The 23,120-nt window shown below is 61.4% G+C and carries 23 protein-coding genes; 5 read left to right on the forward strand and 18 right to left on the reverse strand.

The window, feature by feature from the left end; genetic code table 11:
- Positions 1-2: 2 nt before the first annotated feature.
- The 13 genes from AN189_RS06600 to AN189_RS06655 form a co-directional block, all read right to left on the reverse strand.
- A complete protein-coding gene (locus AN189_RS06600; RefSeq protein ID WP_056032900.1) occupies positions 3-1,313 on the reverse strand; it encodes a hypothetical protein in 1,311 nt (436 codons plus the stop codon).
- A 105-nt stretch (positions 1,314-1,418) separates the two neighbouring features.
- Complete coding sequence (locus AN189_RS06605) at positions 1,419-1,913, reverse strand: prepilin peptidase (RefSeq protein ID WP_056033288.1); 495 nt, start codon at positions 1,911-1,913, stop codon at positions 1,419-1,421.
- Positions 1,914-1,915: 2 nt separating this feature from the next.
- Positions 1,916-2,755 (reverse strand): lipopolysaccharide assembly protein LapB, encoded by an 840-nt coding sequence (locus tag AN189_RS06610; protein WP_056032903.1) that lies wholly within the window; start codon positions 2,753-2,755, stop codon positions 1,916-1,918.
- Positions 2,756-2,781: 26 nt separating this feature from the next.
- Complete coding sequence (locus AN189_RS06615) at positions 2,782-3,285, reverse strand: tetratricopeptide repeat protein (protein ID WP_056033291.1); 504 nt, start codon at positions 3,283-3,285, stop codon at positions 2,782-2,784.
- A 58-nt stretch (positions 3,286-3,343) separates the two neighbouring features.
- Positions 3,344-4,336 carry a type II secretion system F family protein gene (locus AN189_RS06620; protein WP_056032905.1) on the reverse strand — a complete coding sequence of 331 codons (993 nt, stop codon included), beginning with the start codon at positions 4,334-4,336 and terminating at the stop codon, positions 3,344-3,346.
- A gap of 8 nt (positions 4,337-4,344) precedes the next feature.
- Positions 4,345-5,313: a type II secretion system F family protein gene (locus AN189_RS06625; protein WP_056032908.1), complete on the reverse strand. Its 969-nt coding sequence runs from the start codon at positions 5,311-5,313 to the stop codon at positions 4,345-4,347.
- A gap of 2 nt (positions 5,314-5,315) precedes the next feature.
- Positions 5,316-6,782: a CpaF family protein gene (locus AN189_RS06630; RefSeq protein ID WP_056032911.1), complete on the reverse strand. Its 1,467-nt coding sequence runs from the start codon at positions 6,780-6,782 to the stop codon at positions 5,316-5,318.
- A gap of 11 nt (positions 6,783-6,793) precedes the next feature.
- Positions 6,794-8,056: an AAA family ATPase gene (locus tag AN189_RS06635; RefSeq protein ID WP_056032914.1), complete on the reverse strand. Its 1,263-nt coding sequence runs from the start codon at positions 8,054-8,056 to the stop codon at positions 6,794-6,796.
- A 227-nt stretch (positions 8,057-8,283) separates the two neighbouring features.
- Positions 8,284-8,934, reverse strand: coding sequence for an OmpA family protein (locus AN189_RS06640; protein WP_056033297.1), 651 nt, complete (start codon positions 8,932-8,934; stop codon positions 8,284-8,286).
- A 14-nt stretch (positions 8,935-8,948) separates the two neighbouring features.
- Positions 8,949-10,373: a type II and III secretion system protein family protein gene (locus AN189_RS06645; protein ID WP_056032917.1), complete on the reverse strand. Its 1,425-nt coding sequence runs from the start codon at positions 10,371-10,373 to the stop codon at positions 8,949-8,951.
- Between the two features lie 198 nt (positions 10,374-10,571).
- Positions 10,572-11,447, reverse strand: a complete 876-nt coding sequence (gene cpaB / locus AN189_RS06650; RefSeq protein WP_056032920.1) for a Flp pilus assembly protein CpaB — start codon at positions 11,445-11,447, stop codon at positions 10,572-10,574.
- Between the two features lie 52 nt (positions 11,448-11,499).
- Positions 11,500-11,658 (reverse strand): hypothetical protein, encoded by a 159-nt coding sequence (locus tag AN189_RS19345; protein WP_172794870.1) that lies wholly within the window; start codon positions 11,656-11,658, stop codon positions 11,500-11,502.
- A gap of 190 nt (positions 11,659-11,848) precedes the next feature.
- The gene (locus AN189_RS06655) at positions 11,849-12,061 is read right to left on the reverse strand and encodes a Flp family type IVb pilin (RefSeq protein WP_056032922.1); all 213 of its coding nucleotides are present in this window, start codon (positions 12,059-12,061) and stop codon (positions 11,849-11,851) included.
- A 370-nt stretch (positions 12,062-12,431) separates the two neighbouring features.
- Between AN189_RS06655 and AN189_RS06660 the strand changes: the two genes are divergently transcribed.
- Entirely contained in the window at positions 12,432-13,262 is an 831-nt protein-coding gene (locus tag AN189_RS06660; RefSeq protein WP_056033299.1) for a lytic transglycosylase domain-containing protein, read from the forward strand.
- On the opposite strand, the gene AN189_RS06665 is transcribed toward AN189_RS06660, so the two are convergent.
- The 5 genes from AN189_RS06665 to tldD form a co-directional block, all read right to left on the reverse strand.
- The gene (locus AN189_RS06665) at positions 13,263-13,889 is read right to left on the reverse strand and encodes a 3-oxoacid CoA-transferase subunit B (RefSeq protein ID WP_056032924.1); all 627 of its coding nucleotides are present in this window, start codon (positions 13,887-13,889) and stop codon (positions 13,263-13,265) included.
- Positions 13,889-14,593, reverse strand: coding sequence for a CoA transferase subunit A (locus AN189_RS06670; RefSeq protein ID WP_056032927.1), 705 nt, complete (start codon positions 14,591-14,593; stop codon positions 13,889-13,891). Before AN189_RS06670 ends, AN189_RS06665 begins: the two co-directional genes overlap by 1 nt.
- A 146-nt stretch (positions 14,594-14,739) precedes the next feature.
- On the reverse strand, positions 14,740-17,361 hold the full coding sequence (gene topA / locus AN189_RS06675) for a type I DNA topoisomerase (protein WP_056032930.1): 2,622 nt from the start codon (positions 17,359-17,361) through the stop codon (positions 14,740-14,742).
- A 213-nt stretch (positions 17,362-17,574) separates the two neighbouring features.
- Positions 17,575-18,762: a DNA-processing protein DprA gene (dprA, locus tag AN189_RS06680; RefSeq protein ID WP_172794871.1), complete on the reverse strand. Its 1,188-nt coding sequence runs from the start codon at positions 18,760-18,762 to the stop codon at positions 17,575-17,577.
- 70 nt (positions 18,763-18,832) lie between these two features.
- Positions 18,833-20,251 carry a metalloprotease TldD gene (tldD, locus tag AN189_RS06685; RefSeq protein WP_056032933.1) on the reverse strand — a complete coding sequence of 473 codons (1,419 nt, stop codon included), beginning with the start codon at positions 20,249-20,251 and terminating at the stop codon, positions 18,833-18,835.
- A 162-nt stretch (positions 20,252-20,413) separates the two neighbouring features.
- Here tldD and coxB point away from each other — a divergent pair, with 162 nt between their 5' ends.
- The 4 genes from coxB (at position 20,414) to AN189_RS06705 (ending at position 23,110) form a co-directional block, all read left to right on the forward strand.
- Positions 20,414-21,244 carry a cytochrome c oxidase subunit II gene (gene coxB, locus AN189_RS06690; RefSeq protein WP_056032934.1) on the forward strand — a complete coding sequence of 277 codons (831 nt, stop codon included), beginning with the start codon at positions 20,414-20,416 and terminating at the stop codon, positions 21,242-21,244.
- Positions 21,245-21,348: 104 nt separating this feature from the next.
- Positions 21,349-22,284, forward strand: a complete 936-nt coding sequence (cyoE, locus tag AN189_RS06695; RefSeq protein ID WP_056032937.1) for a heme o synthase — start codon at positions 21,349-21,351, stop codon at positions 22,282-22,284.
- Entirely contained in the window at positions 22,284-22,499 is a 216-nt protein-coding gene (locus AN189_RS06700; protein ID WP_056032941.1) for a hypothetical protein, read from the forward strand. Before cyoE ends, AN189_RS06700 begins: the two co-directional genes overlap by 1 nt.
- Positions 22,499-23,110, forward strand: a complete 612-nt coding sequence (locus tag AN189_RS06705; RefSeq protein ID WP_056032944.1) for a cytochrome c oxidase assembly protein — start codon at positions 22,499-22,501, stop codon at positions 23,108-23,110. The genes AN189_RS06700 and AN189_RS06705 overlap by 1 nt, the downstream gene beginning before the upstream one ends.
- Positions 23,111-23,120: the final 10 nt, after the last annotated feature.

The raw sequence follows: 23,120 nt of genomic DNA on the forward strand, positions 1-23,120 counted from the left end.
AGTCAGCGGACGATGTCCTCGTCCTTGACGAACATGTTGGCCCAAGCGCGGTCCATCAGCTCCGGCGTCATCTGATAGGGGATTCCTTCGAATTCGCAGATCGCGATCATCTGGTCGATCAGGAATACGGGCTGATAGTTCGCATAGACGTTGTCGATCGTCGGGTAGAGCTTGTTCAGCAGATGCAGCAGCGTGCCCTCATCCAGCGGCATCTTTTTCTTGCGCGCGACAAGCGAGAAGATTTTCAGGAAATCGGACTGGCTGGGGCCGTCGATCTTGATCTTGTAGAAAATCCGGCGCAACGCGGCCTGGTCGAAAATCGCGTTGGGGTGAAAGTTGGTGGAAAAGATCACCAGCGTGTCGAACGGCACCTCGAATTTTTCGCCCGATTGCAGCGCCAGAATATCCTTGTTTTCCTCAAGCGGGACGATCCAGCGGTTGACCAGCGCCTGTGGCGGTTCGGCCTGACGGCCAAGGTCGTCGACGATAAAAATGCCGCCCGTGGATTTCATCTGCAACGGTGCCTGATAGGTCCGCGCCACGGGGTTGTAGACCAGATCCAGCATGTCCAGCGACAATTCACCGCCCGTGATGACCGTGGGACGTTCGCAGCGCACGTAGCGCGTGTCGAACATGCCCGTCGTGCGGCGCAGCGAATTGGGGTCCTGTTCATCGGCCTCGGCCTGCGAATGCACGATCGGGTCATAGACCGAGATGATCTGGCCCGAATATTCCACGGCACGCGGGACATAGATCTTGTCCCCCATGGCGTCGCGAATCCCGTTCGAGATGGACGATTTCCCGTTGCCCGGCGGGCCATACATCAGGATCGACCGGCCGGAACTGACGGCAGGGCCCAGGTTTCCGATCAGCGCGGGCGGCAGGATCAGGTGGCCCATCGCGCCCGTCAACTGATCGCGGGTGACCTGGATATTGCGGATCGACTGGCGTTTGATCTGTTCGTGATAGACCGACAGCGGCACCGGCATCGCACCGTAGTATTCCGATTGCGCCAGCGCCTCATTCGCGCGGTTCCGGCCTGCGTCGGTCAGTTGGTAGCCCATTTCAGACCCCGACGACGCCGACAGCGTGCCTGTCGCCTCGAGCAAGAGCTGGCTGCGGGCGATGTCGATCAGTTCCTGTGTGACGTTGATCGGCAGGCAGATGACCTTGGCGATGGCGGCCGCCTCGGTCAGGTTGGTGCGGAACATCGACTTGATCAGGATGTCGCGCATCATCGGCAGCGCCAGCTTCATTTCGCTCAGCGTTTTGGGGCGGGGGGGCGCGACAACGCCGGAAACTTGCATGTTCATTGGATGACCCTGGCTGCTGGCAGGGTCGCATCCCCGCCTATGGGTCAATGCATGGCGGGGTTTTATGGCCGAATGATGGACAAATTCGTGTCAGGCTGGGGCAGATCAGCCGCCAAAGGCCGCCAGCCCCAGATACAGTGTCAGCGCCATGGCCAGCGGCAGGCCCATCGGGAAACGATTGCCTGATGTCCAGCTTTCCCAATGGGGATAGCGGGCGCGCAAGGGGGTCAGACGCAGCAGACGGTGCAGGATGATCCCGATGATCATGCAGGCCGACAGCATCAGCATCATCGCGCTGATATCGCCGGCCGCGACCATCGGCGCACCGGCGGCCATGAATTTCGCGTCACCCGCCCCCAGCCAGCCTGTCATGTTCAGCAAGATGCCGATCACCAGCATCACGACCAGATGCAGATAGTTCCACAGATAAACGTCCAGCGGCAATGCCACCAATCCCAGCACGGCATAGGCCGCGAACAGGGCCAGCACGGCCTTGTTCGGGATTTTCATGGTCGAGACGTCCTTGAAGGCGACCCAGATCGAAATCGGGATGGCGGGAATCAGAAACAGCAATGCAGCGAACGCAGGCAGCGCGAACATGATCACGCCTCAAGCGCGCGCAACGAACGGGCGGCTTCCTCAAAATGCTGGGGATGGGTGTCGATCGCCTCGGTCAACAGACCCTTGCCGATGGTCAGATCGTTCTGTTTGATCGCTGTCAGGGCCATCGTGTACAGCAGTTGCGCGCGTTCCACCTGCGTCATCGGAATGACGGGCAGGTCGTAGCGGCGCTGCGCCCCGCGGGCCAGCACCAGATTGTTTTTCGCGGTGAACATCGTGCTGTCCTGACGCAGCGCGTCGTTGAACAGACGTTCGGCACCCGCGTAATCGCCGCGCGTCAGCTTGGAAAAGCCCCAGTTGTTGATCACGCCAGCGGGTGTGGTCGTCAGCCCGGCCGCGGTCTGATAAAACGAGTCTGCCTTTTCCCACTGTTTCTTGCTGTCGGCGACCATGGCCTCCAGCTTGTAGCGGTCGAATGTTTCGTGGGTCGGCGGGATCGCATTCAGCGTGGTGGCGGCGGCGTCCCACTGGTTGGCGCGGATCTGTGCATCTGCCAGGTTCACGCGGTCGTCGCTGTTGGATTGGGGATGAGCAATCACGTTGTTCCATGCGGTGATCGCCTCGGTGGCGCGACCAGCCCGGACCAGCGATTTCGCCAGTCCCCGCATCAGGTCGACCCGGCCCGGATCGTTGGCATTGGCCCCGGCAAAATAACGGACGGCCTCGTCGGGATCACCGACGGTCAGCATCACGTCATTCAGGTTTGTTTCGTCGACGACGTTCAGATCCTGGAGGGCGCGTTGCACCTCGGCATCGCCGTTCTTGGCGCATGCCGACAGGACAAGGGTCCCGGCCAGGGCGATCAGAATAGGGTGGCGCATTTTTTGCGTCCTTTGCTGCTACTGCCTCAGAGCGGTTCGACGGTCACACCATCGTCCCTGACGACCAGTTGGAACTGGTTCTGTTGGCTGTCAGCGTAAATCGCGCCATCGCGTTTGGCGAGCGCCAAGGCCAAGTTCTGCCGAATAGCGTCCGAATTCCCGTTATCCGTGGCAAAAGCGCGACGGAAAACCTCGGCGGCTTCGGCGAATTTACCCTGTTCCATCAGCAACACCCCCAGATTGTTCCAGGCTGGTGGAAAATCGGGGGCATCCTCTGCTGCGCGGCGTAACAGGTCTTCGGCCTGGCCCAGTCGGCCCAGCCGCAGGTTGGCGGACCCCAGCGCCGACAGTGTATCGACGTTCAGACCATCGCGTGCGGCGGCGCGGGTATAGGCGCGCAGGGCCAGTTCGTATTCCCCGGCGGCCATCAGGCGGTGTCCGACCACCAGACCGTCGGTTTCCGCCTCACCGGCGATACCGGGTGCGAAAACCGGCTGTTCGGGTTCATCGAAAAACCCGCAGCCGGTCATCAGCAAACACAGACCCGCCAGTGCCAAACCGCGCCAACCGATCATATGTCACGTCCCCTTAGCCGCCAGCGGATCCCAGAATATCACCCATGGCGTATACCGAGGGTCCGATCAAGATGAGCAGTAGCGGCGGCACCGTCAACATCATCGTGGCCAGCGTCATCTTGGTCGGCAGCTTGTTTGCCTTTTCCTCGGCCCGCATCACGCGTTTATCGCGCATTTCGCCGGCATAGACGCGCAGTGCGTCAGCAATGGATGTACCGAATTGCTGGCTCTGGATCAGGACGGTCACGAAACTGGTGATGTCCGGCGTGCCGCAGCGTTCGGCCATGTCGCGCATGACGGCTTCCTTGTCCTTGCCGGCCTTCAGTTCCTGCGACACCATTTCGTATTCGCCCGCCAGATCGGGGAAACCCGATTTCATTTCGCGGGCGACGCGCATGATCGACTGATCCAGCGACTGACCGGCCTCGACGCAGACCAGCATCAGGTCGAGGCTGTCGGGAAACCCGTCCTCGATATTCTGCTGCCGCGTCGCCTGACGGCGGGTGATCCAGTACATCGGGAACATGTAGCCGGCAAAACCGGGGATCACGATCATGAACGCCACCGCCTGACCGGTCAGCTCTTCGTTGGTAAGCGAGTCGAGATAGGCATAGATACAGCCCAGGATCAGGCCGATGATTCCCAGGGCGAACTTTGCAAAGTGAAAATTGCGCACCGCGTTGCGGCTCTTGTAGCCCGCCTGAAGCAGCTTCAGCTTCATCGCGGAATAGGCTTCCTCGTCCTGCGGCTCGAGGAAGGTCGCGTATTTTTCCAGCTGGTCCTTTTTCTTTTCCTCGCGCAGACGCTGTCGTTTGTTGTCTGACTTGTCGGGCTTGGGTGGCTGGTTCGCGGCCTTCAGGCGATCCAGCGGGTCCTCTTGCTTTTTCAACAGGACCGGCAGCGTTGCGACGACCATGGTGAAACCAATGGCCCCGAGCAGCATCACCAGACCAAAGGGGCCCAGCATATCGGTGATCGTGGTATTCGCGTATTCCAGAAAACTCATGTCAGACCTCAGACTTTGATGTTCACAAGGGTTTTCATCACGAACAGGTTCACGATGAGAAATGCGGCAACAACCAGACAGGCCGGGATAAAGATCGGTTTATCCATGACCTCGTCGTAATAGCCCGGCTGCACCAGGTTGATGCCCACCAGTGCCAGGATCGGGAAACCCGACAGCAGTTTGCCGGACCATTTGGCTTCTGCCGTGATCGCCTTGACCCGGCGAAACAGGCGGAACCGCGCGCGGATCACCTTGCCCAGACCGTCCAGCACCTCGGCCAGGTTACCGCCCGACGTGGCCTGAATGGTCACGGCCACGGCCAGGAACCGCATGTCCTGCATGTCCAGCCGTTCGGCGAGTGTTTTCAGACATTCGCCCATGTCACGGCCATAGGCGGCCTCGTCCGACACGATTCCCATTTCGGTGCCCAGCGGGTCGGGCACCTCGCGTGCGACGATCGCCACGGCAGACGCAAAGGGGTGGCCGACGCGCAGCGACCGCACCATCAGTTCGACGGCCTCGGGCAGCTGTTCTTCCAGCATGGCCGTGCGCTTGGTCGCCTTGCCGTTGATCCAGGTATAGACCGCGCCGATCCCCATCGCGACCGCGACGACCGCGCGGGTGGGGGCCTCGACACTGGTGGCCACCGACAGACCGATGAAGGCCATGACGCTGACGCCAGCCATCAGCATGATGATCTGCGAGGGTGTGAATGCGATATTGGCCTTTTGCGCCTTGGTCGCGAGGATCGAATACAGCGGGATGCGCTGTGATCGCATGTGCTGGGTCATCTCCTTGCGGAGTTGTTCCAGCACCTTTTCGCGGTTGCCACCTTTTTCCAGCATGTCCAGACGGCGGTTGACCTTGCCGTCCATCGAAATGGATTTGCCGAAAATGACCAGATACACGCCCTGAACCGTCGCCAGAACGGCGGCAAAGATCACGGCGTAGATGACGGGTTCCATTGAAATCATGATGATTACTCCGCGGCCATGGGTTCAAAGATCTGCGGCGGCAGGTCGTAGCCCCACAGCTTGAAACGATCGGAAAAGTGACTGCGCACGCCGGTCGCCGTGAAATGACCGATGATCTTGTTTTCCGGTGTCAGGCCGACGCGCTGATACTTGAAAATTTCCTGCATCGAGATGACGTCGCCCTCCATCCCGGTGATCTCGGTGATGGATGTCATGCGACGCGAACCGTCCTGCAGGCGGGAGGCCTGCACGATCAGGTTCACAGCCGATGAAATCTGGCTGCGCATCGCCTTGATCGGCATCTCGATGCCTGCCATCGCGATCATATTTTCCAGACGGCTGACACCGTCGCGGGCGCTGTTGGCGTGGATCGTGGTCATGGATCCGTCGTGGCCGGTGTTCATGGCCTGCAACATGTCGATAACTTCCTCGCCGCGGGTTTCACCCACGATGATCCGGTCAGGGCGCATCCGCAGCGCGTTTTTCAGACAGTCCCGCTGGCTGACACCACCCTTGCCCTCGACGTTGGGCGGGCGGCTTTCCATCCGGCCCACATGGGTCTGTTGCAGCTGGAGTTCGGCAGTATCCTCGATCGTCAGGATACGTTCACTGTTGTCGATAAAGGACGACAGCGCGTTCAGCGTCGTGGTCTTGCCCGAACCCGTACCGCCCGACACGATGACGTTCAGACGGGTTGCGACGGCGGCCTGCAGATAGGCGGCCATTTCCTCGGAAAACGCGCCAAAGGCGACCAGATCGTCGATCCCCAGCTTGTCCTTTTTGAATTTACGAATGGATACCAGACTGCCGTCCACGGCCACGGGCGGCACCATCGCGTTGAAACGCGACCCATCGGCCAGACGCGCGTCGACATAGGGGTTGGATTCGTCAACACGCCGGCCCACGGCGGACACGATCTTGTCGATGATCCGCAGCAGGTGCTTTTCGTCCTTGAACGTGATGTCGGTCAGTTCCAGCTTGCCCGCGCGTTCGACGAAAATCTGTTGCGGACCGTTGACCAGAATATCGTTGACGGTGTCATCCTTGAGCAGGGTTTCCAGCGGCCCCAGACCCGTCACCTCGAAAAACAGGTCCTGCGACAGGGTCACCCGTTCATCGCGAGTCAGGACGATTCCCATTTCCTCGAGCGATTCAGTCGCGATTGCGTTGATCTCGTTGCGCAGATCGGTCTCAGAGGCATTTTCCAGCGCGGCCAAGTTCAGGTTGTCCAGCAGTGCCTTGTGCAGTTCCAGCTTGATCTCGCCCAGACGCTCCTTGCGCTTTTTCTCGCGGTCGGCGGCGGGCACCTCTGCGGGCCGTGCCGCGCGCGGTTTCATCAGGCTGACCTTTTCGACAGCGGGTGGTGTTGCTGCGGGGACGGGCGCGGGTGCGGGCCTGGGGGGCGCTTTGCCAAGGGCCGGTTTTTCCGCCCGTGCACCCGCGTCGCCCGGTTTCTTGTATTTGGAAAACATCAGTTCACCTTTCAGGCAGCGTCGGCTGCTTCGGATTTATTGACCGCATGGACAGATGCCGCGAGTTTCGCGAGTTCCTTGCGCAGGGCGTTCTTGGGGGCCGCGACGGCCAGCGGTGTGCCGTGATCGCAGCTTTGTGCGACCTGGCGGCCGCCGTCGGGCATCATGACCTCGATGGGGATGCCCAGTGAATCGGCCATGCGCTTGACCCGTGCCTTGCCTGACAGATCGGTGAATCCGGGCGCGCGGTTCATGACGAACCGCAGCTTGTCGAATGGCAGATCCTCGGATTGCAGCGTCCGTTTCAGGCGCAGCGTGTTTTGCGCCGACCGCATGTCCAGTTCCAGCATCGCGAAATAGACATGCGATGCCTCCAGCACGGTCTGCGACCATTCCACCATCGCCGTCGGCATGTCGATGATGACGTAGTCGAAATTCGTCCGGGCCATTTCCAGCAGGCGGCCCACGTCGTCCGTGTCGATCAGTTCCAGGGGCACCATGTCGCTGGGCGCTGTCAGCACGTGCAGTTTTTCGTCAAAGGACACCAGCGCCTGCATGAAGGCGGTGCTGTCCATCATGTCGGTGGCCGACAGCAGTTCCAGCACGGCCTCGCGGCGGGGCAGGTCCAGATAGGTGGACATGCTGCCGTATTGCAGATCCAGGTCAAGCACACAGACCCGCGGCTGTTCGCCCTTTTTGTTCACGTTAGCCAGTTCCCACGCCAGGTTCAGGCCGAACGTGGTCGCACCCGTCCCGCCCGCCATGCCGTGCACGGCGATCAACACCGCCTCGTGGGTGCCGGTCGGTTTCAGGGCCTTGGGCTCGTCCACCAGCGCGGGCGGTGCGGCAGGCGTTTCGGCTGGCGGGGCCAGAACCCGGTCAATGGCCTGTGACAATTCGTTTTCGGGCAGCGGGTAGGGGACGAATTCATCGCCACCGTCGCGCAACAGCCGGTGCAAGGTGGTCGGGGACACATCCTCGGTAATCAGGATCACCTTGATTCCCTGATCGCGGGCGGCGCGCACGACTTCGGAAATCTGGTCCAGATCGTCTTCGTCCTCGGCGTCCATCGCAACGGCGAGGAATTGCAATTCCGCCGCTTCCGGTTGGCTCAGAAAAGCCAGCGCCTCGTCAAACCGCAAGTCACCCCAGCGTTCGCCCAGCGCAGTTTCCATGTCCTCGATCAGCAGGTCAAAGACCTGCACATCCCGGCTGACGGTGCATGCGATCAATTCGGTGCTGTCGATCAGTGCCGCTGCTGCTGCGTTATTCATTGCCTGACGTCCTCATTACTGCGACGCGGTCCGGGCAGGCATGGGGCGGTGTTAATCCCGCACATCCGACCCGGATCGCATGTCCCCACCCAAAGGGGGGAACGATCCTAATGATCAGGATATGACGGGCAATCTGGGCAAGATTGGGTCAAATTCATCGTCATTGTGCGGTATTTGGCGACGATGGCAGACAGGGCGGAACACTGTTCCGCCCGGCAGGGGGGGGGTTATTGCCCCCCGGCACCACCTTCGGTGGCTGAAATTTCGGTCGTTGGCACCGCGCTCAGCACATATTCACGGAACACGACCTGCGCGTATCTGCCGTTCAGCAGCATCGGTGACCCGGCAACAAAGCCGGACACCTCGGTCACGGTGCGCCGGTTGCGCATCTCGGGCTGCTGGGTGGCAACGACGGGGCGTGTTTCACCGAATGACACCAGCGCCTCCAGCCGGTTACGGCTGATCCCCTGGGTCGCCAGATAGGCCACCACGGCATTGGCGCGCTCGCGGCCAAGGCGTTCATTATAGGCGGCGGATCCGACCAGATCGGTATGGCCATACACCCGGAACCGGATTTCGGGGAATTGCCGGATCCAGTTGGCCTGCTGTTGCAACACGGCCTGCGCCTGCGGTGTCAACACACTGGAATTGAACGGAAAGGTGACGGTGCTTTCGACTTCGGTCGCGAATCGAACGGCCAGTGCATCAGTTGCCTGCTGCGGGTTCGTCATGGCCTGAATATTGGCCGCCGTTGCGGCACCGAATGACGCGTCAGCCGGCTGGACCGCTGCACTTTCATCGGGGAACATGCCGGCAGGGCGGTTGGAACACCCTGCGACGGTCAACACCGTCAGGCCCAGGATCAACGTCGTTTTCATGGCCACGGCTCCCATCAATCCATCACGTATCCGTAGGACCCGGAAAAGTCCTGACGAGCGACCTCGCCTGCACCGCCGCTGCGCGGAGCATTTGCGGCAGAAACACGGCCGAACAGGAACAATTCCTTTTCCGACGGCGGCTGAATGCGATCCGTGGGCAACGCCAGCGCCTCGCCGCGGGTCGGTGTCACCAGATGCGGTGTGACGATGATGACCAGCTCTGTCTGCTGGCGGGAATATTCGGCCGACCGGAACAGGGCACCCAGTACCGGAATGTCACCCAGCCACGGCACCTGACCGTTCAGATCGGTGAAATCATCCGACAGCAGACCCGCGATGGCAAAGCTTTCGCCGTCGCGCATTTCAACCGTGGTGGATGTTTCGCGGCGGCGGAACGCATCGACGGTGAAACCGTTGTTCGTGAAACCGTTTGACGGATCGATCGAGGACACGGCCGCGATCAGTTCCAGATTGATGATGTCGCCATCAACGACCCGCGGGGTAAAGTTCAGTTCAACGCCAAAGGGTTTGAATTCGACGGCGATCTGGCCGCCTTCCTGTGCCACGGGGACAGGGTATTCGCCACCGGCGAGGAATTTTGCCTCTTGGCCGGACAATGCGGTCAGGTTCGGTTCGGCCAGGGTGCGCACGACGCCGCGGCTCTCGAGTGCTTCGAGCAGGATGCCGACTTCGACACCACCGGCGTTGAACCCGAACAAAAACGCACCGTTGTTGGCATTGCTGGAGGGCGTGGACCCGGTGAACGTGTTCTGGACCGCTGCATTGCCGACCAGTGAACCCGTGCCACCCGAAAGGCCCAGATCACCGCCCAGCGATGTGCCCTGTGCTGCGATAGAGGACGACAACGACTTGGAAACCGACCGCTGCATCTCGGCAAAGCGGACCTTCAACATGACTTGCTGGGTGCCGCCGACGCTCATCAGGTTGGACACCCGCTCTGGCGCATAACGCTCGGCCAGTTCCAGCGCGCGATCCAGACGCGCGATCGAGCTGACTGTGCCTGACAGCACGATGCCGTTGTTGGCGGTGCGCACTTCGATGGGTTCGCCCGGCAGGATCTGTTCCAGCCGTTCCTTGAATTCTGCAATATCAGGGGTGACCTGCACCTCGACGTTGCTGATCAGGCGTCCATCGACGCCCAGGATCGTCATCGTCGTGCGGCCAGGCTCTTTGCCCAGCAGATAGATCGTGCGGTCCGACAGCGACAGGATGTCGGCGATGCCGGGGTTCGCAATAGAAAGTTCGGTAAAGGGCTCGTCGCTTTCGACCACGATGGCGCGGTTCATGGGGACGGCCAGCGCGCTGGATGGCGCACCACGCAAAACACGCAGGTTTTGCGCATCAGCCACGTCCGGAACGTGTACCAAAGATAGGGAAAGGCACGCAAAAACGGCCTTGATCGTCGTTTTGTAGCTCATTGTGACCTGCCTCTCGGATCACGACCAGCGGAAATTATTTTCCGTCATTACGACCATCTATGACGGACGGTCGCTAATATTGCAAGAATCAATGACTTGCCTTGCGAACCTGATGTGGGCTGTGGGCAACAGCGGGACAAACTGTCCTGCATAAAAAGGCATCTGGCCGCCCCGCGAGGGACGGCCAGACGACAAGGATCAGTTCGAGCAGGCGATTTCGGTCTGGACGGCTTCGGTGCCGCGACGGACGGTCGTGAAACACCGTTCCGGGGGCGCAACCGGGGCCGGGGCTGCGACAGGTGCCTCGACAACCTGGACCTCTTCCTCTGGGGGTTCAGGCAGGAAAATGGCCTGATCACCAATCGGGACGGCGGATTCCTCGTTGCCCTTGCCCACCAATGCCAGGCTCAACCGGCCTTCGGATTGTGCCTGCGCCAGGCGGGCCACGTCGGCGGGGATCACCTCGACCGTCACCGTGCTCGGGATTGATGTCCGGGACCGGTTTCTGTCGGTGCTCTGGTCCACGGCGATTAGGCGGATCGAACTGCCGATCAGGTGGGTTTCTTCGGCGCTGTTGCGGCCTGCCACACGACCCGTCCAATAGACATCAACGCGGTCGTTGGGGCGCAGGAAACCGGACACCGCGGTGGATGCGTCAACACGGATCGTGAAGGCACGCATCAGCGGGTTCAATTCTTGGGTGATGCTGGCAATCTGACCGGGCGCGGTGGTGTCGGTCATCAAGATGACCTCGTTGGCCTCGATCGGGCGGATCAGGCTGCGCACGACCTCTGGACCTTCGGGGAACAGGTCGGTGATTTCGGTGAATGTGCCTTCTGGCAGGAATTCGGTCGCATATTTCACATAGACCACGTCGTCCGCGGTCAGGGGATCACCGAACGAAAGTGATTTGTTCGCGGCCAGCACGTTGACGGTCTCGATGACCTGTGCGGCACGCGCTCGCTCTTCTTGAAGTGCGACCTGCTGGTCGCTCATGTATCCGCGGACCATGAATACGGCAAAGCCTGCCAGTCCCATGCCCAGGATCAGAACCAATCCGAAAACTACGCGCATTGCCTTGCCTCTCGTTTTTTGGTGATCGACTAAAGTCTGATCGTTCTCGCCGTTATTCGGTAACTTCCAGGGAACTTGCGATTTCCGTGGTCAGGTCACCCGCGCCGCCTGCCACTGCCATTGCGGCAGCGATCGGCAGCAATACCATTGCGGCGGCCAATACGACCCAGTCGACTGTCACCGCACCGTTTTCGTCATTCAGAAAATTCATGTTGCCTACTCTCGCTTATATTGGACCTGCATGATGCGACAAAGTGGCATGAGCATGTCCTCGCGGGGGTATTGTTGTTTCAAACCGACGGGATTGTGGTGAAACGCAGGCCGCCAGGTAGACAAAGGGCCGCGCCGGAATGGCGCGGCCCCATAGAACCAGGTCGTGGAATGACCCGTTCAGGCGTTGCTTAGCCTTCTTCGCCGCCAGCGCCGAACGTGATGTCGGGAACGGTGGTGGTGGACAGCTCGGTTGCGATGTTGTCGGCCATTGCGTTTGCACCGCCAGCGACCTTTGCGCCGACTGCCACACCCAGAACAACGATACCTGCGGTCAGAACGACCCAGTCAACCGTCACTGCACCGTCTTCGTCGTTGTAGAAAGCTTTGATAAAGTTCATCATTTTGTAGTCCCTCCTCAGGGGTTTAGCTGGTTTGCATCCCTTGCCGGATCTAAGCGCGCCGGCCTCTTCTTGGCCCGCTCCCCGTCTTGGATGAACACTTATTGCCGTCGGAATGCGTCATCATTTGGACTTGTCTGGTGCTTTTTCAGGTCGCCAATAAAAACTGCGCGAAAATAAGCTAAGCCATTGAAATTCAATAATATAAAAATGTATAATACCTTTATAAACCCTGACTTTGCGTGACATATTGCGACCAATTTGCCGCGCTCGTGGCGGACTGTTTCGCCACCGGTATCAATCGGCCGCAAAAAATGGTTCAGTTCGACAAAACAGATGCGCCAATCGCATCGTCGGGCAGGACAATGTTATGATGAACGTGACGCGACTTTGCGGGGCGGCGACCTTTGCGGCAGTTCTGTCGGCACCCGTGTGCGCGCAGGATCGGCTGCAACCGGACTTTACCTTCAAACGTGTGGGCCTGCCCGAGGCAGGTGCCCGGCGTCTGACCATCCAGATCGATCCCAGCGCGCCCTCTGCGACCACATTCCCCAAATCGCAGGCCCAGCCAGAGGATATCGTGGCCGGGGTCGCGCTGCCGCGGCCGTCCGGGCTGGACTGGTTCTGGTCAACGGTGTCGCCGGACCGTGCGGATACCGGACCCGGTCGCCTGCAAGAGGCCCTGCGGGTGATGGCCGATCCACCCCAAGGCGCGGCAGTGCCCGAACCGCGGCTGGAAACGCTCAATGATATTGCCCGCGTGCACGGGATCGACATCATCCGCGCCACGGTCGGCACAAAGGTATCGCCCGCCCTCGTGCTGGCCCTTATCTCGGTCGAGAGTGGTGGCCGTGCGGATGCCGTCAGCCGGGCAGGGGCCCAAGGTCTGATGCAGCTCATGCCGGACACGGCTGCCCGGTTCAACGTATCAAACAGCCTGTCACCGGCGGACAATATCCGCGGCGGTGTGGCCTATCTGGATTGGTTGATGGGTCATTTCGACAGCGACCCCATTCTGGTCCTCGCAGGCTACAACGCCGGCGAGGGGTCGGTCCGGGACGCCAATGGCGTCCCGCCCTTTCCTGAAACCCGTGGCTACGTGCCAAAGGTGCTGGCCGCGTTCAACGTCGCCCGCAACCTGTGCCTGACCCCGCCAGAGCTGGTCAGCGACGGTTGCGTGTTCGCGGTGAACACCTCCGGGTGATCAGTTGATGATCGTGGCCTCGGTCGCGGCGCGCAACTCTTCTTCGGTCACGCCATCGGCGCATTCGATGATCTTCAGGCCACCCTCGACCACGTCGAACACGCCCAGGTTGGTGATCACACGGTCCACGACACCCGCACCCGTCAGGGGCAGGGTGCAGGATTTGAGCAGCTTGGACTCACCCTTCTTGTTCTGGTGATCCATGACGACGACGACGCGTTTGACACCGGCAACCAGGTCCATCGCGCCGCCCATGCCCTTGACCAGCTTGCCCGGGATCATCCAGTTCGCCAGATCGCCGTTTTCGGCCACCTCCATGGCACCCAGGATCGCGCAGGCGATCTTGCCGCCCCGGATCATGCCGAAACTGGTGGCGCTGTCGAAATAGGACGTGCGGTCCAGTTCGGTGATCGTCTGCTTGCCTGCGTTGATGACGTCTGCGTCCTCTTCACCCTCGAACGGAAACGCACCCATCCCCAGCATGCCGTTTTCGGATTGCAGGGTGATATCCTTGTCGCCGGTATAGTTCGCCACCAGCGTCGGGATCCCGATGCCAAGGTTCACATACATCCCGTCTTCCAGTTCCTCTGCCGCACGCGCGGCCATCTGATTGCGATCCCAGGGCATTATGCGGACTCCTTCTTGCGCGTGGTGCGCTGTTCGATACGCTTTTCGTGCGTGCCTTGCACAATGCGGTGCACATAGACGCCGGGCAGGTGGATATGGTCAGGGTCCAGCGACCCGCGCGGTACGATTTCCTCGACCTCTGCGACACAGACCTTGCCGCACATCGCGGCGGGGACGTTGAAATTGCGTGCCGTCTTGCGGAAAATCAGGTTACCCGTGTCATCGGCCTTCCAGGCCTTGACGATGGCCAGATCGGCGACGATGCCGCGTTCCATGATATAGGTTTCTCCGTCGAATTCCTTGTGGTCCTTGCCTTCGGCAATCTGGGTGCCCACACCGGTTTTCGTATAGAAACCGGGGATGCCCGCACCACCGGCGCGCATCCGTTCGGCCAGCGTGCCTTGCGGATTGAATTCGACCTCCAGCTCCCCCTCGAGGTATTGGCGCATGAATTCGGCGTTCTCACCGACATAGGACGACATCATTTTGCGCACCTGTTTGGTCTGCAACAAGATGCCGATGCCGAAATCATCGACACCCGCGTTGTTGGACGCAAACGTCAGGTCCTTTGTCCCGGCATCGCGGATCGCGGACAGCAGCAGTTCGGGGATACCGCACAGGCCAAATCCACCAGCAGCGATGAGCATGTCATCGAACAAGAGCCCATCAAGGGCCTCGCCCGCAGAGCTATAGACTTTCTTCATGGATCCCTCCGGCAAACCAGTTTGCAAGAAACTGGCGCGGGGGCGCCCAAGTGTCAACGTGATGCTGTGGACAAGCGGTATTGGCGCAATCAATGGCTGCGCATGTCCCCGCCCTGTCATGACAGGGCGGGGTGCCATGATCCGGCCTAGTCGGCAGATTTCTTGGCGGGGGCTTTCTTTTTCGCGGCAGGCTTTTTGGTGGCGGCCTTCTTGGTCGGTGCCTTTTTCGGCGCGGCCTTTTTCTTGGTCACCTTCTTGCCGGATTTGGCCGCGCGTTCGTCGATCAGATCAATCGCCTGCGCCAGGGTCAGATCGGCCGGTTCAACCGTGTCGGGGATCGTCGCGTTGATTTTTTCCCATTTCACATAGGGTCCGTATTTGCCGTCGTAGATATTGACCGGGCCGCCTGCCTGAGGGTGTTCACCCAGTTCGCGGATCGGCACCGCCGCCTTGCCGCGACCGCCGCGACTGGCGACCTTTTCGGCCAGCAGTTGCACCGCGCGGTTCATGCCGACGGTCCAGACGTCCTCCAGCTCTTCGAGGTTGGCATTGGTGCCGCCCTTATGCGACGTCGTATCGGCATGTTTGATGTAGGGGCCATAGCGCCCGATGTTGGCCCAGACGTTCACCCCATCCTCGGGGTGCGTGCCGATCAGCCGCGGCAGGGCCAGCAGGCGCACGCCTTCTTCCAGCGTCAGCGCCTCTGGTTCCCATGCGGCAGGCACGGACTGACGCGGTGGTTTTGGCGTCTCTTCGGTTGCGGCACCGCGCTGCACATAGGGGCCGAAACGCCCCTTGAAGATGCGGATTTCGTCGCCCTGATCCTCGCCCAGCAGTTTGCCGTCGGGGGGAATGGCGCTGGCTTCTGCCTCGGGGTCGGGCGGACCAAAGGGGCGTGTATAGCGGCATTCGGGATACTGGGAACAGCCGATGAATGCGCCACCGGACCGTGCGGTGCGCATGGACAACCGCCCTTCGCCGCAGTTGGGGCACAGACGCGGGTCGGTGCCGTCCTCGGTGGGGGGGAACAGATGCGGTTCCAGCACCTCGTTGATCTTGTCCAGCACCTCGCCGATGCGCAGATCGGCGGTTTCCGCGATGGCCGCGGAAAAATCGCGCCAGAACCGTTCCAACACCTTTTTGTAGTCGGCATCGCCGGCGCTGACCGCATCCAGCTGGTTTTCCAGATCGGCGGTAAAGTCGTATTCGACATAGCGGTGAAAGTAGTTCGACAGGAACGCCGTCACGAGGCGTCCCTTGTCCTGCGGAATCAGGCGATTGCGGTCCTTTTCGACGTAGCCGCGATCTTGGATGGTCGTCACGATGCTGGCATAGGTCGACGGGCGGCCGATCCCCAGCTCTTCCATGCGCTTGACCAATGTGGCTTCGGTATAACGGGGCGGCGGCTGGGTGAAATGCTGTTCACTGTCGACCGACTGCTTGGCGGTTTTCTCGCCCTGATCGATCTGCGGCAGACGCATGTCATCTTCGTCTGGGGTGTCGTCGCGGCCTTCTTCGTAGACGCGCAGAAAACCGTCGAACAACATGACCTGACCGTTGGCGCGCAAACCGACCTGACCGTCCGCGCTGCCGATCTCGACGACCGTGCGTTCCAGACGCGCGGCCGACATCTGGCTGGCCAGCGTCCGTTTCCAGATCAGATCATACAGCTTGCGCTGATCGGCGTCCGCGATTTTCGCGTCCTCGACACTGACCATCATGTCGGTCGGGCGGACACATTCGTGCGCCTCTTGCGCATTCTTGGCCTTGTTCTTGTAGATGCGTGGCTCGGCGGGCACGTATTCCTTGCCGAATTTCGCGCTGATTGCGTCGCGCGCGCCGGTCACGGCCTCGGGGGCCATGTCGATGCCATCGGTCCGCATGTAGGTGATCAGACCGGCCTCATACAGCCGCTGGGCGACGCTCATGCAATGTTTTGCACCCATGCCGAACTTGCGGCTGGCCTCTTGTTGCAGGGTCGAGGTCATGAACGGCGGGCTGGGATTGCGGGTTGCCGGTTTCGCCTCGACCGATTGCACGGTCAGGTCGCGGCTGTTGACCGCCTGAACGGCCATTTCGGCCTGCGTTGCATCGGCCAGATCGAACTTGTCCAGCTTCTTGCCGGCCAAGGTCGTCAGGCGCGCTTCAAAGGATTGGCCCCGCGCGTTGGTCAGCACGGCCTTGACTGTCCAGAACTCGCGGTTCTTGAACGCCTCGATCTCCATCTCGCGTTCGACGATCAGGCGCAGGGTGACCGACTGCACACGGCCTGCCGATTTCGCACCGGGCAACTTGCGCCACAACACAGGCGACAGGTTGAACCCCACCAGATAGTCCAGCGCACGCCGGGCCAGATAGGCCTCGACCAGCGGCGCATCCACGCTGCGGGGATTTTTCATCGCCTCGGTGACGGCCGTTTTCGTGATCGCGTTGAAAACCACGCGCGACGCGCTCTGGATTTTCAGGCCGCGCTTGTTGTTCAATTCCTGTTCAAGATGCCAGCTGATCGCCTCGCCCTCGCGGTCGGGGTCGGTGGCGAGGATCAGGTTGGGGTCTTCTTTCAGCGCGTCGACGATCGCCTTGATGTGTTTTTTCGAGTCGCTTGCGACTTCCCAGATCATGTCGAAATCGTTGTCGGGGTCGACTGACCCGTTCTTGGGCGGCAAGTCGCGAATATGTCCATAAGACGCCAGCACAGTGTAGTCACTGCCCAGATATTTGTTGATTGTCTTGGCTTTGGCGGGGGATTCGACAACGACGACGGGCATGGGAATCCTTAATATTCGGACGATATGGCTATGGCCGCGCAACATGTGGCGGTTGGTCAAAGGATGTCAATGCAGCTTGTCGATATCGCACAAGGCGTGTGATCACGATGTTTTTGACGTTTGATCCGTGATCGGTGATGCGCGACGTGCCGCGATCCGTCGTCGCGTACCCTGGCGGTTGGCCGGCGCGAACGGGCCGCGGCTGCGGGTCGGTCAGGCGATGCGCGACAGCAATCCGCCGGGCTGGCGCATGATCTTGCCGTCCAGTTCCAGATCGACCAGCGCGGGTGCCACCTGCATCGGTTTGGCTGACAGGTCGCGGATCAGCTGATCCTCGGCCATGGGCGAGGGGCCCAGCCGTGACAGGATCTGTTCGTGCAGCCGGGCAGCACTGGACAGATCGCGGGCCGGCGGCCCCTGCGGGACCTCTGCCGCGGTACAAGCGCCGGCGGAACGGGATGCGGGGGCCTGATCGATGACGTCCAGCACCGTCTGGACCGGCACAGGGGCGGCGACCGGCCCCAGCGCGTCGATGATGTCTGCGGCACTGCGGACCAGCGTGGCGCCGTCACGGATCAGCATGTTGCAGCCCGCCGCCCGCGCGTCAAAGGGATGTCCGGGCACCGCCAGCACGTCGCGGTGCCGGTCCAGCGCATTGCGTGCCGTGATGAGGCTGCCCGATTTTGCCGCGGCTTCGACCACGACGACAGCGTGCGACAGGCCCGCGATGATCCGGTTCCGGGCCGGAAAATGCCGTGCCTGCGGCTGCAGGCCCATCGGCATTTCGGACAGTCGCAATCCACGGTCGGCGATGGCGTGGGCCAGTTCAGCGTTTTCTGACGGATAGATGACATCGACACCGCCTGCCTGCACCGCCACCGTCCCGCCGTCCAGCGCAGCCAGATGCGCTGCCGCATCGACGCCGCGCGCAAGGCCCGACACCACCACATAGCCTGCGTCGGTCAGATCGGCGGCCAGTTTGCGCGCCATGCGCGTGCCCAATGACGACGCGTTGCGCGCCCCCACCATGGCGATCATGGGGCGCGCCAGCAGTGACGCATCGCCCAATGTCCACAACAAGGGCGGCGCATCGGCCATGTCGTACAGGGCGGCAGGATACAGCGGATCACCCGCTGCGACCAGAACGGCCCCTGCAGCCCGTGCCGCGCGTATTTCCGCGGCAATCACCGCCTCGGGGCAAATGTGGTATTCGGTGACGCCCGCTGCCCGGGCCACATCGGGCAACGCGTCCAGCGCCGCACGGGCAGTGCGATGTTCCATGATCAGGCGGTGGTATGTCGCGGGTCCCACCCTGCGCGATCGCAGCAGACGAAGCCGGTCAAACAGGTCGCCATCCGACGGGGGGATGCAAGGTGTCTGCTGGGTGTCGGCCAAAGTCATGCGTGCCTCGTCTGCTGCAAGACACAGGTTAGAATCGAACTCTTAACCGCAGATGAACGGCTGACGGATTTTACGCGGACCCGCCGACCGTCAGGCCGCCGATCATCAGGCTGGGCTGGCCTACGCCCACTGGGACCCATTGTCCGGCCTTGCCGCAATTCCCGATCCCGGGGTCCAGCGCCAGATCATTGCCGATGGCGCGAATCTGTTTCAGCGCGGTCGCCCCGTCGCCGATCAGCGTGGCGCCCTTGACCGGTGCACCGATCCGCCCGTCCCTGACCCGGTAGGCCTCGGTGCAGGAAAACACGAACTTGCCGTTGGTGATATCGACCTGACCGCCTCCGAAACCCACGGCATAGATCCCGTCCTTGAGGTCGCGCACCATGTCCTGGGGGTCGGCATCACCCGCCAACATGTAGGTATTCGTCATGCGCGGCATCGGCGCATGGGCATAGCTTTCGCGGCGTCCGTTGCCGGTCGGTTCCACCCCCATCAGCCGCGCGTTCTGGCGGTCCTGCATGTAGCCGACCAGCACACCATCCTCGATCAGCGTGTTCCTGGCGCTGGGCGTGCCTTCGTCATCGACGGTGATCGACCCGCGCCGGTCGGGGATCGTGCCGTCATCCAGCACGGTCACGCCCTTGGCTGCAATCTGCTGGCCCATCAACCCGGCAAAGGCCGAACTGCCCTTGCGGTTGAAGTCGCCCTCCAGCCCGTGACCGATCGCCTCGTGCAGCAGGATGCCGGGCCAGCCCGGTCCCAACACCACGTCCAGCACGCCGGCGGGGGCCGGTTCCGCCTGAAGATTGATCAATGCGATGCGCAGCGCCTCGCGGGCAATGCCCTGCCAATGGTCCCGGTCGATCAGGCCCAGCAGCGACGCACGGCCGCCGCCGCCCATGCCACCCGATTCCCGTCGTCCGTCCTGTTCGACGATGACGCCGATGTTGATCCGGCTCATCGGGCGGGTGTCGGTGACCAGCACGCCGTCGGGGCGTAGGATCGCGACCTCTTGCAACGACGCCCCGAGAGAGACGGTCGCCTGCACCACGCGCGGGTCCAGATCGCGACAAAAGGCGTCGATCTCGCGCAGCAGGTCAATTTTTGCGGGAAACGTCGCCTCGCTGACCGGATCGACATCACTATATAACCGCTCGTTCGTGCCCTTGGGCCCGGCGGCCAGCGTGCCGCCACCATCTCCCACGGCCAGCCGTGCAGTCGACACCGCACGCCCCAGCGCGTGTTCGTCGATGGTCGTGGAATGCGCGTATCCTGCGGTTTCGCCGCGCACGGCGCGCAGCCCGAACCCTTCGGCAGCATCAAAGCTGGCGGTTTTCACATGACCATCGTCCAGCACCAGACTCTCCGACCGGCGCCGTTCGATGAACAGCTCTCCGTCGTCGGCCCCGCGGACCGCCTCTTGCAGATGAGACAGCGCCGTGTCCCGGTCCAGATGGGTCTCGAACGGGCGAAATGGGGCGTCTGACATCGTGCTCTCCGGTAGGGGCGCGGCCGGATGGGCGTCCGATTGCCGCAAGCTGGGTTCTTGAGTTGTCCGTCAAGATATGGGACACGGTGCCGAAGTTACAACGGGATTCCGTCTCGCCACGGATCGGATCGCGCAGGGCGCGGACAACGAAGGGAAGCGAAAATGGGTTTGAGCAACGTCGCCAAAACCGGATGGGCCACATTGGGTCTGATGATGGCCGGCAGCATGGCTGCGGCACAGGATGTCAGCCAGGATCTGCCGGTCATCGGCGCACCCGAACAAGGGGGCATGGGCTTTCAGGCGGCTGCGACATCCATCGCGCGTGACGTGCACTGGCTGGACAATCTGCTGTTGGTCATCATCACCATCATCACGCTGTTCGTTACGGGTCTGCTGGCCTGGGTCGTGATCAAGTACAATCACAAGTCCAACCCGACACCCGCGCGGTTCACCCACAACAGTCCGCTGGAAATCGCATGGACCGTCGTGCCGATCGTAATTCTGGTCTTTATCGGCGCCTTCAGCCTGCCGGTGCTGTTCAACCAGCAGGAAATCCCCGAGGGTGACATCACGATCAAGGTAACGGGCTACCAGTGGTACTGGGGTTACGAATACGTCGATGACGGCGTGTCCTTTGAATCCTTCATGCTGGCCGAGGACGAACTGGCCGACTACGGCTATGACGAAAGCCTGTATCGCCTCGCCACCGACCAGCCGGTCGTGATTCCCGTGGGTGCAACCATCGTGATGCAGCTGACGGGTGCTGACGTGATCCACTCGTGGACCATCCCCGCATTCGGGGTCAAGCAGGACACCGTTCCCGGTCGTCTGGCGCAGCTGTGGTTCGCCGCCGAAGAAGAAGGCGTCTATTTCGGTCAGTGCTCTGAGCTGTGCGGCAAGGACCACGCCTACATGCCGATCACGGTCAAGGTTGTCAGCGAAGAGGCATATGCCGACTGGCTGGAAGAGGCAAAGGTCCAGAACCCCGCCTGATCCGGCACGCGGGCCAGCCCCGCGACGGCACATACCGCAAGATCTGAACGGCCTTGCCCCCGCTGGCAGGGCCGCTCTTTGATGAATGATTGGAAGGCACGACCATGTCCGACATGAGCCTGCACGAAACAGTCGCAGAAACCGAGTACGAGGCGCAGATGGGCGATTATTTCGCCCTGCTCAAGCCGCGTGTGATGTCGCTGGTGGTTTTTACCGCGCTGGTCGGTCTGATCGTGGCACCCGTCGGCGTGCATCCGTTCATCGGTTTCGTTGCGATCCTGTGCATCGCTGTGGGGGCAGGGGCGTCCGGCGCGCTGAACATGTGGTGGGATGCCGACATCGACGCACGCATGCGCCGCACGGCCAAGCGCCCAATCCCCGATGGCCGCGTCAAACCCGGCGAGGCGCTGGGCATCGGCATGGCGCTGTCGGGCTTTTCCATCGTGTTGCTGGCACTGGCGACTAATTTCGTGGCGGCAGGCTTGCTTGCGTTCACGATCTTTTTCTACGCGGTCGTCTATTCGATGTGGCTGAAACGCGCGACGCCGCAGAACATCGTGATCGGCGGGGCAGCCGGGTCGTTCCCTCCGATGATCGGCTGGGCTGTGGCGACAGGCGGTGTCGGGATCGAATCGATCCTGATGTTTGCGCTGATCTTCATGTGGACGCCGCCGCATTTCTGGGCGCTCGCGTTGTTTGTGAAAACCGACTACGGCGATGCAGGTGTGCCGATGCTGACCGAAACCCATGGCCGGCGCAGCACCCGCAACCATGTTCTGGCCTATTGCCTGCCACTGGTGGCCGTGGCCATCGGGCTTGGTTTCACATCCATCGGCGGCTGGGTCTATCTGACGGTTGCCGTCGTGTTCAACGGTTGGTTCCTGAAGGGGTGTTACGACATCTGGCGCCGTGACGAGGCGCAGGCCGAGGCCGACAAGTACAAGGTCGAAATCCAGACCTTCAAGGTCTCGCTTTACTACCTGTTCGCGCATTTCGGTGCGCTTTTGATTGAGGCCGCGCTGCGGTCAGGAGGGCTGTAATGGCTTTACGTGTCGAACATGAACTGCATAGCCGCCGCCGCGGTCGCAACACTGGCGTGGGCCTGCTGTTGATCGGTTTTCTGGTCATCGTCTTTGGCCTGACCATCACCAAGGTCCTGCAACTGGGCGACGCCCGCAAGTTTGAGACATTTGACCACGTGGCGCGTCCCCAGATTATCCCTCAAGATGAGGTCGAAACAGGAGGGACCAACTGATGCTATTTCCGAAACTTCAGGGACCGAACCGGACCGTTGCACAACTGGTCAGCGTGGTTGTGCTGATGGGGGGGCTGGCCTGGGCATCGGTGCCGTTTTACGACTGGTTCTGCCGGGTCACCGGCTTTGGCGGGGCGACCAACGTGGCCGAGGCCGGGTCCGATACGATTCTCGACCAGACGATCACCGTCCGGTTCGATTCCAGCCTTGATCGCGACATGCCTTGGACGTTCAAACCGGTCGAACGTGAAATGACCCTGCGCATCGGCGAAACCGGTCTGGCCTTTTACGAGGCGCACAACCCGACCGACCGCCCCGTGGCCGGACAGGCTGCCTATAACGTCACCCCCTACGAGGCAGGCGGCTTTTTCGACAAGATCGAATGCTTCTGTTTCACCGAACAGGTGCTGCAACCGGGTGAAACGGTTCTGATGCCCGTCAGCTTCTTTGTGGACCCGGCCATCGTGAACGATCGCGACGCGAAATTCGTGCACACCATCACGCTGGGCTATACCTTTTATGAAATCGAGGATTTCGAGCCGATCGAACAGGCCGCGATTGATCCTCAAAGCTTGACCACACCGTCGGTCACCGCCATAGACAACGACTAACGACAGCCGC

Source organism: Loktanella sp. 3ANDIMAR09 (assembly GCF_001420005.1).
Classification (GTDB): domain Bacteria; phylum Pseudomonadota; class Alphaproteobacteria; order Rhodobacterales; family Rhodobacteraceae; genus Loktanella.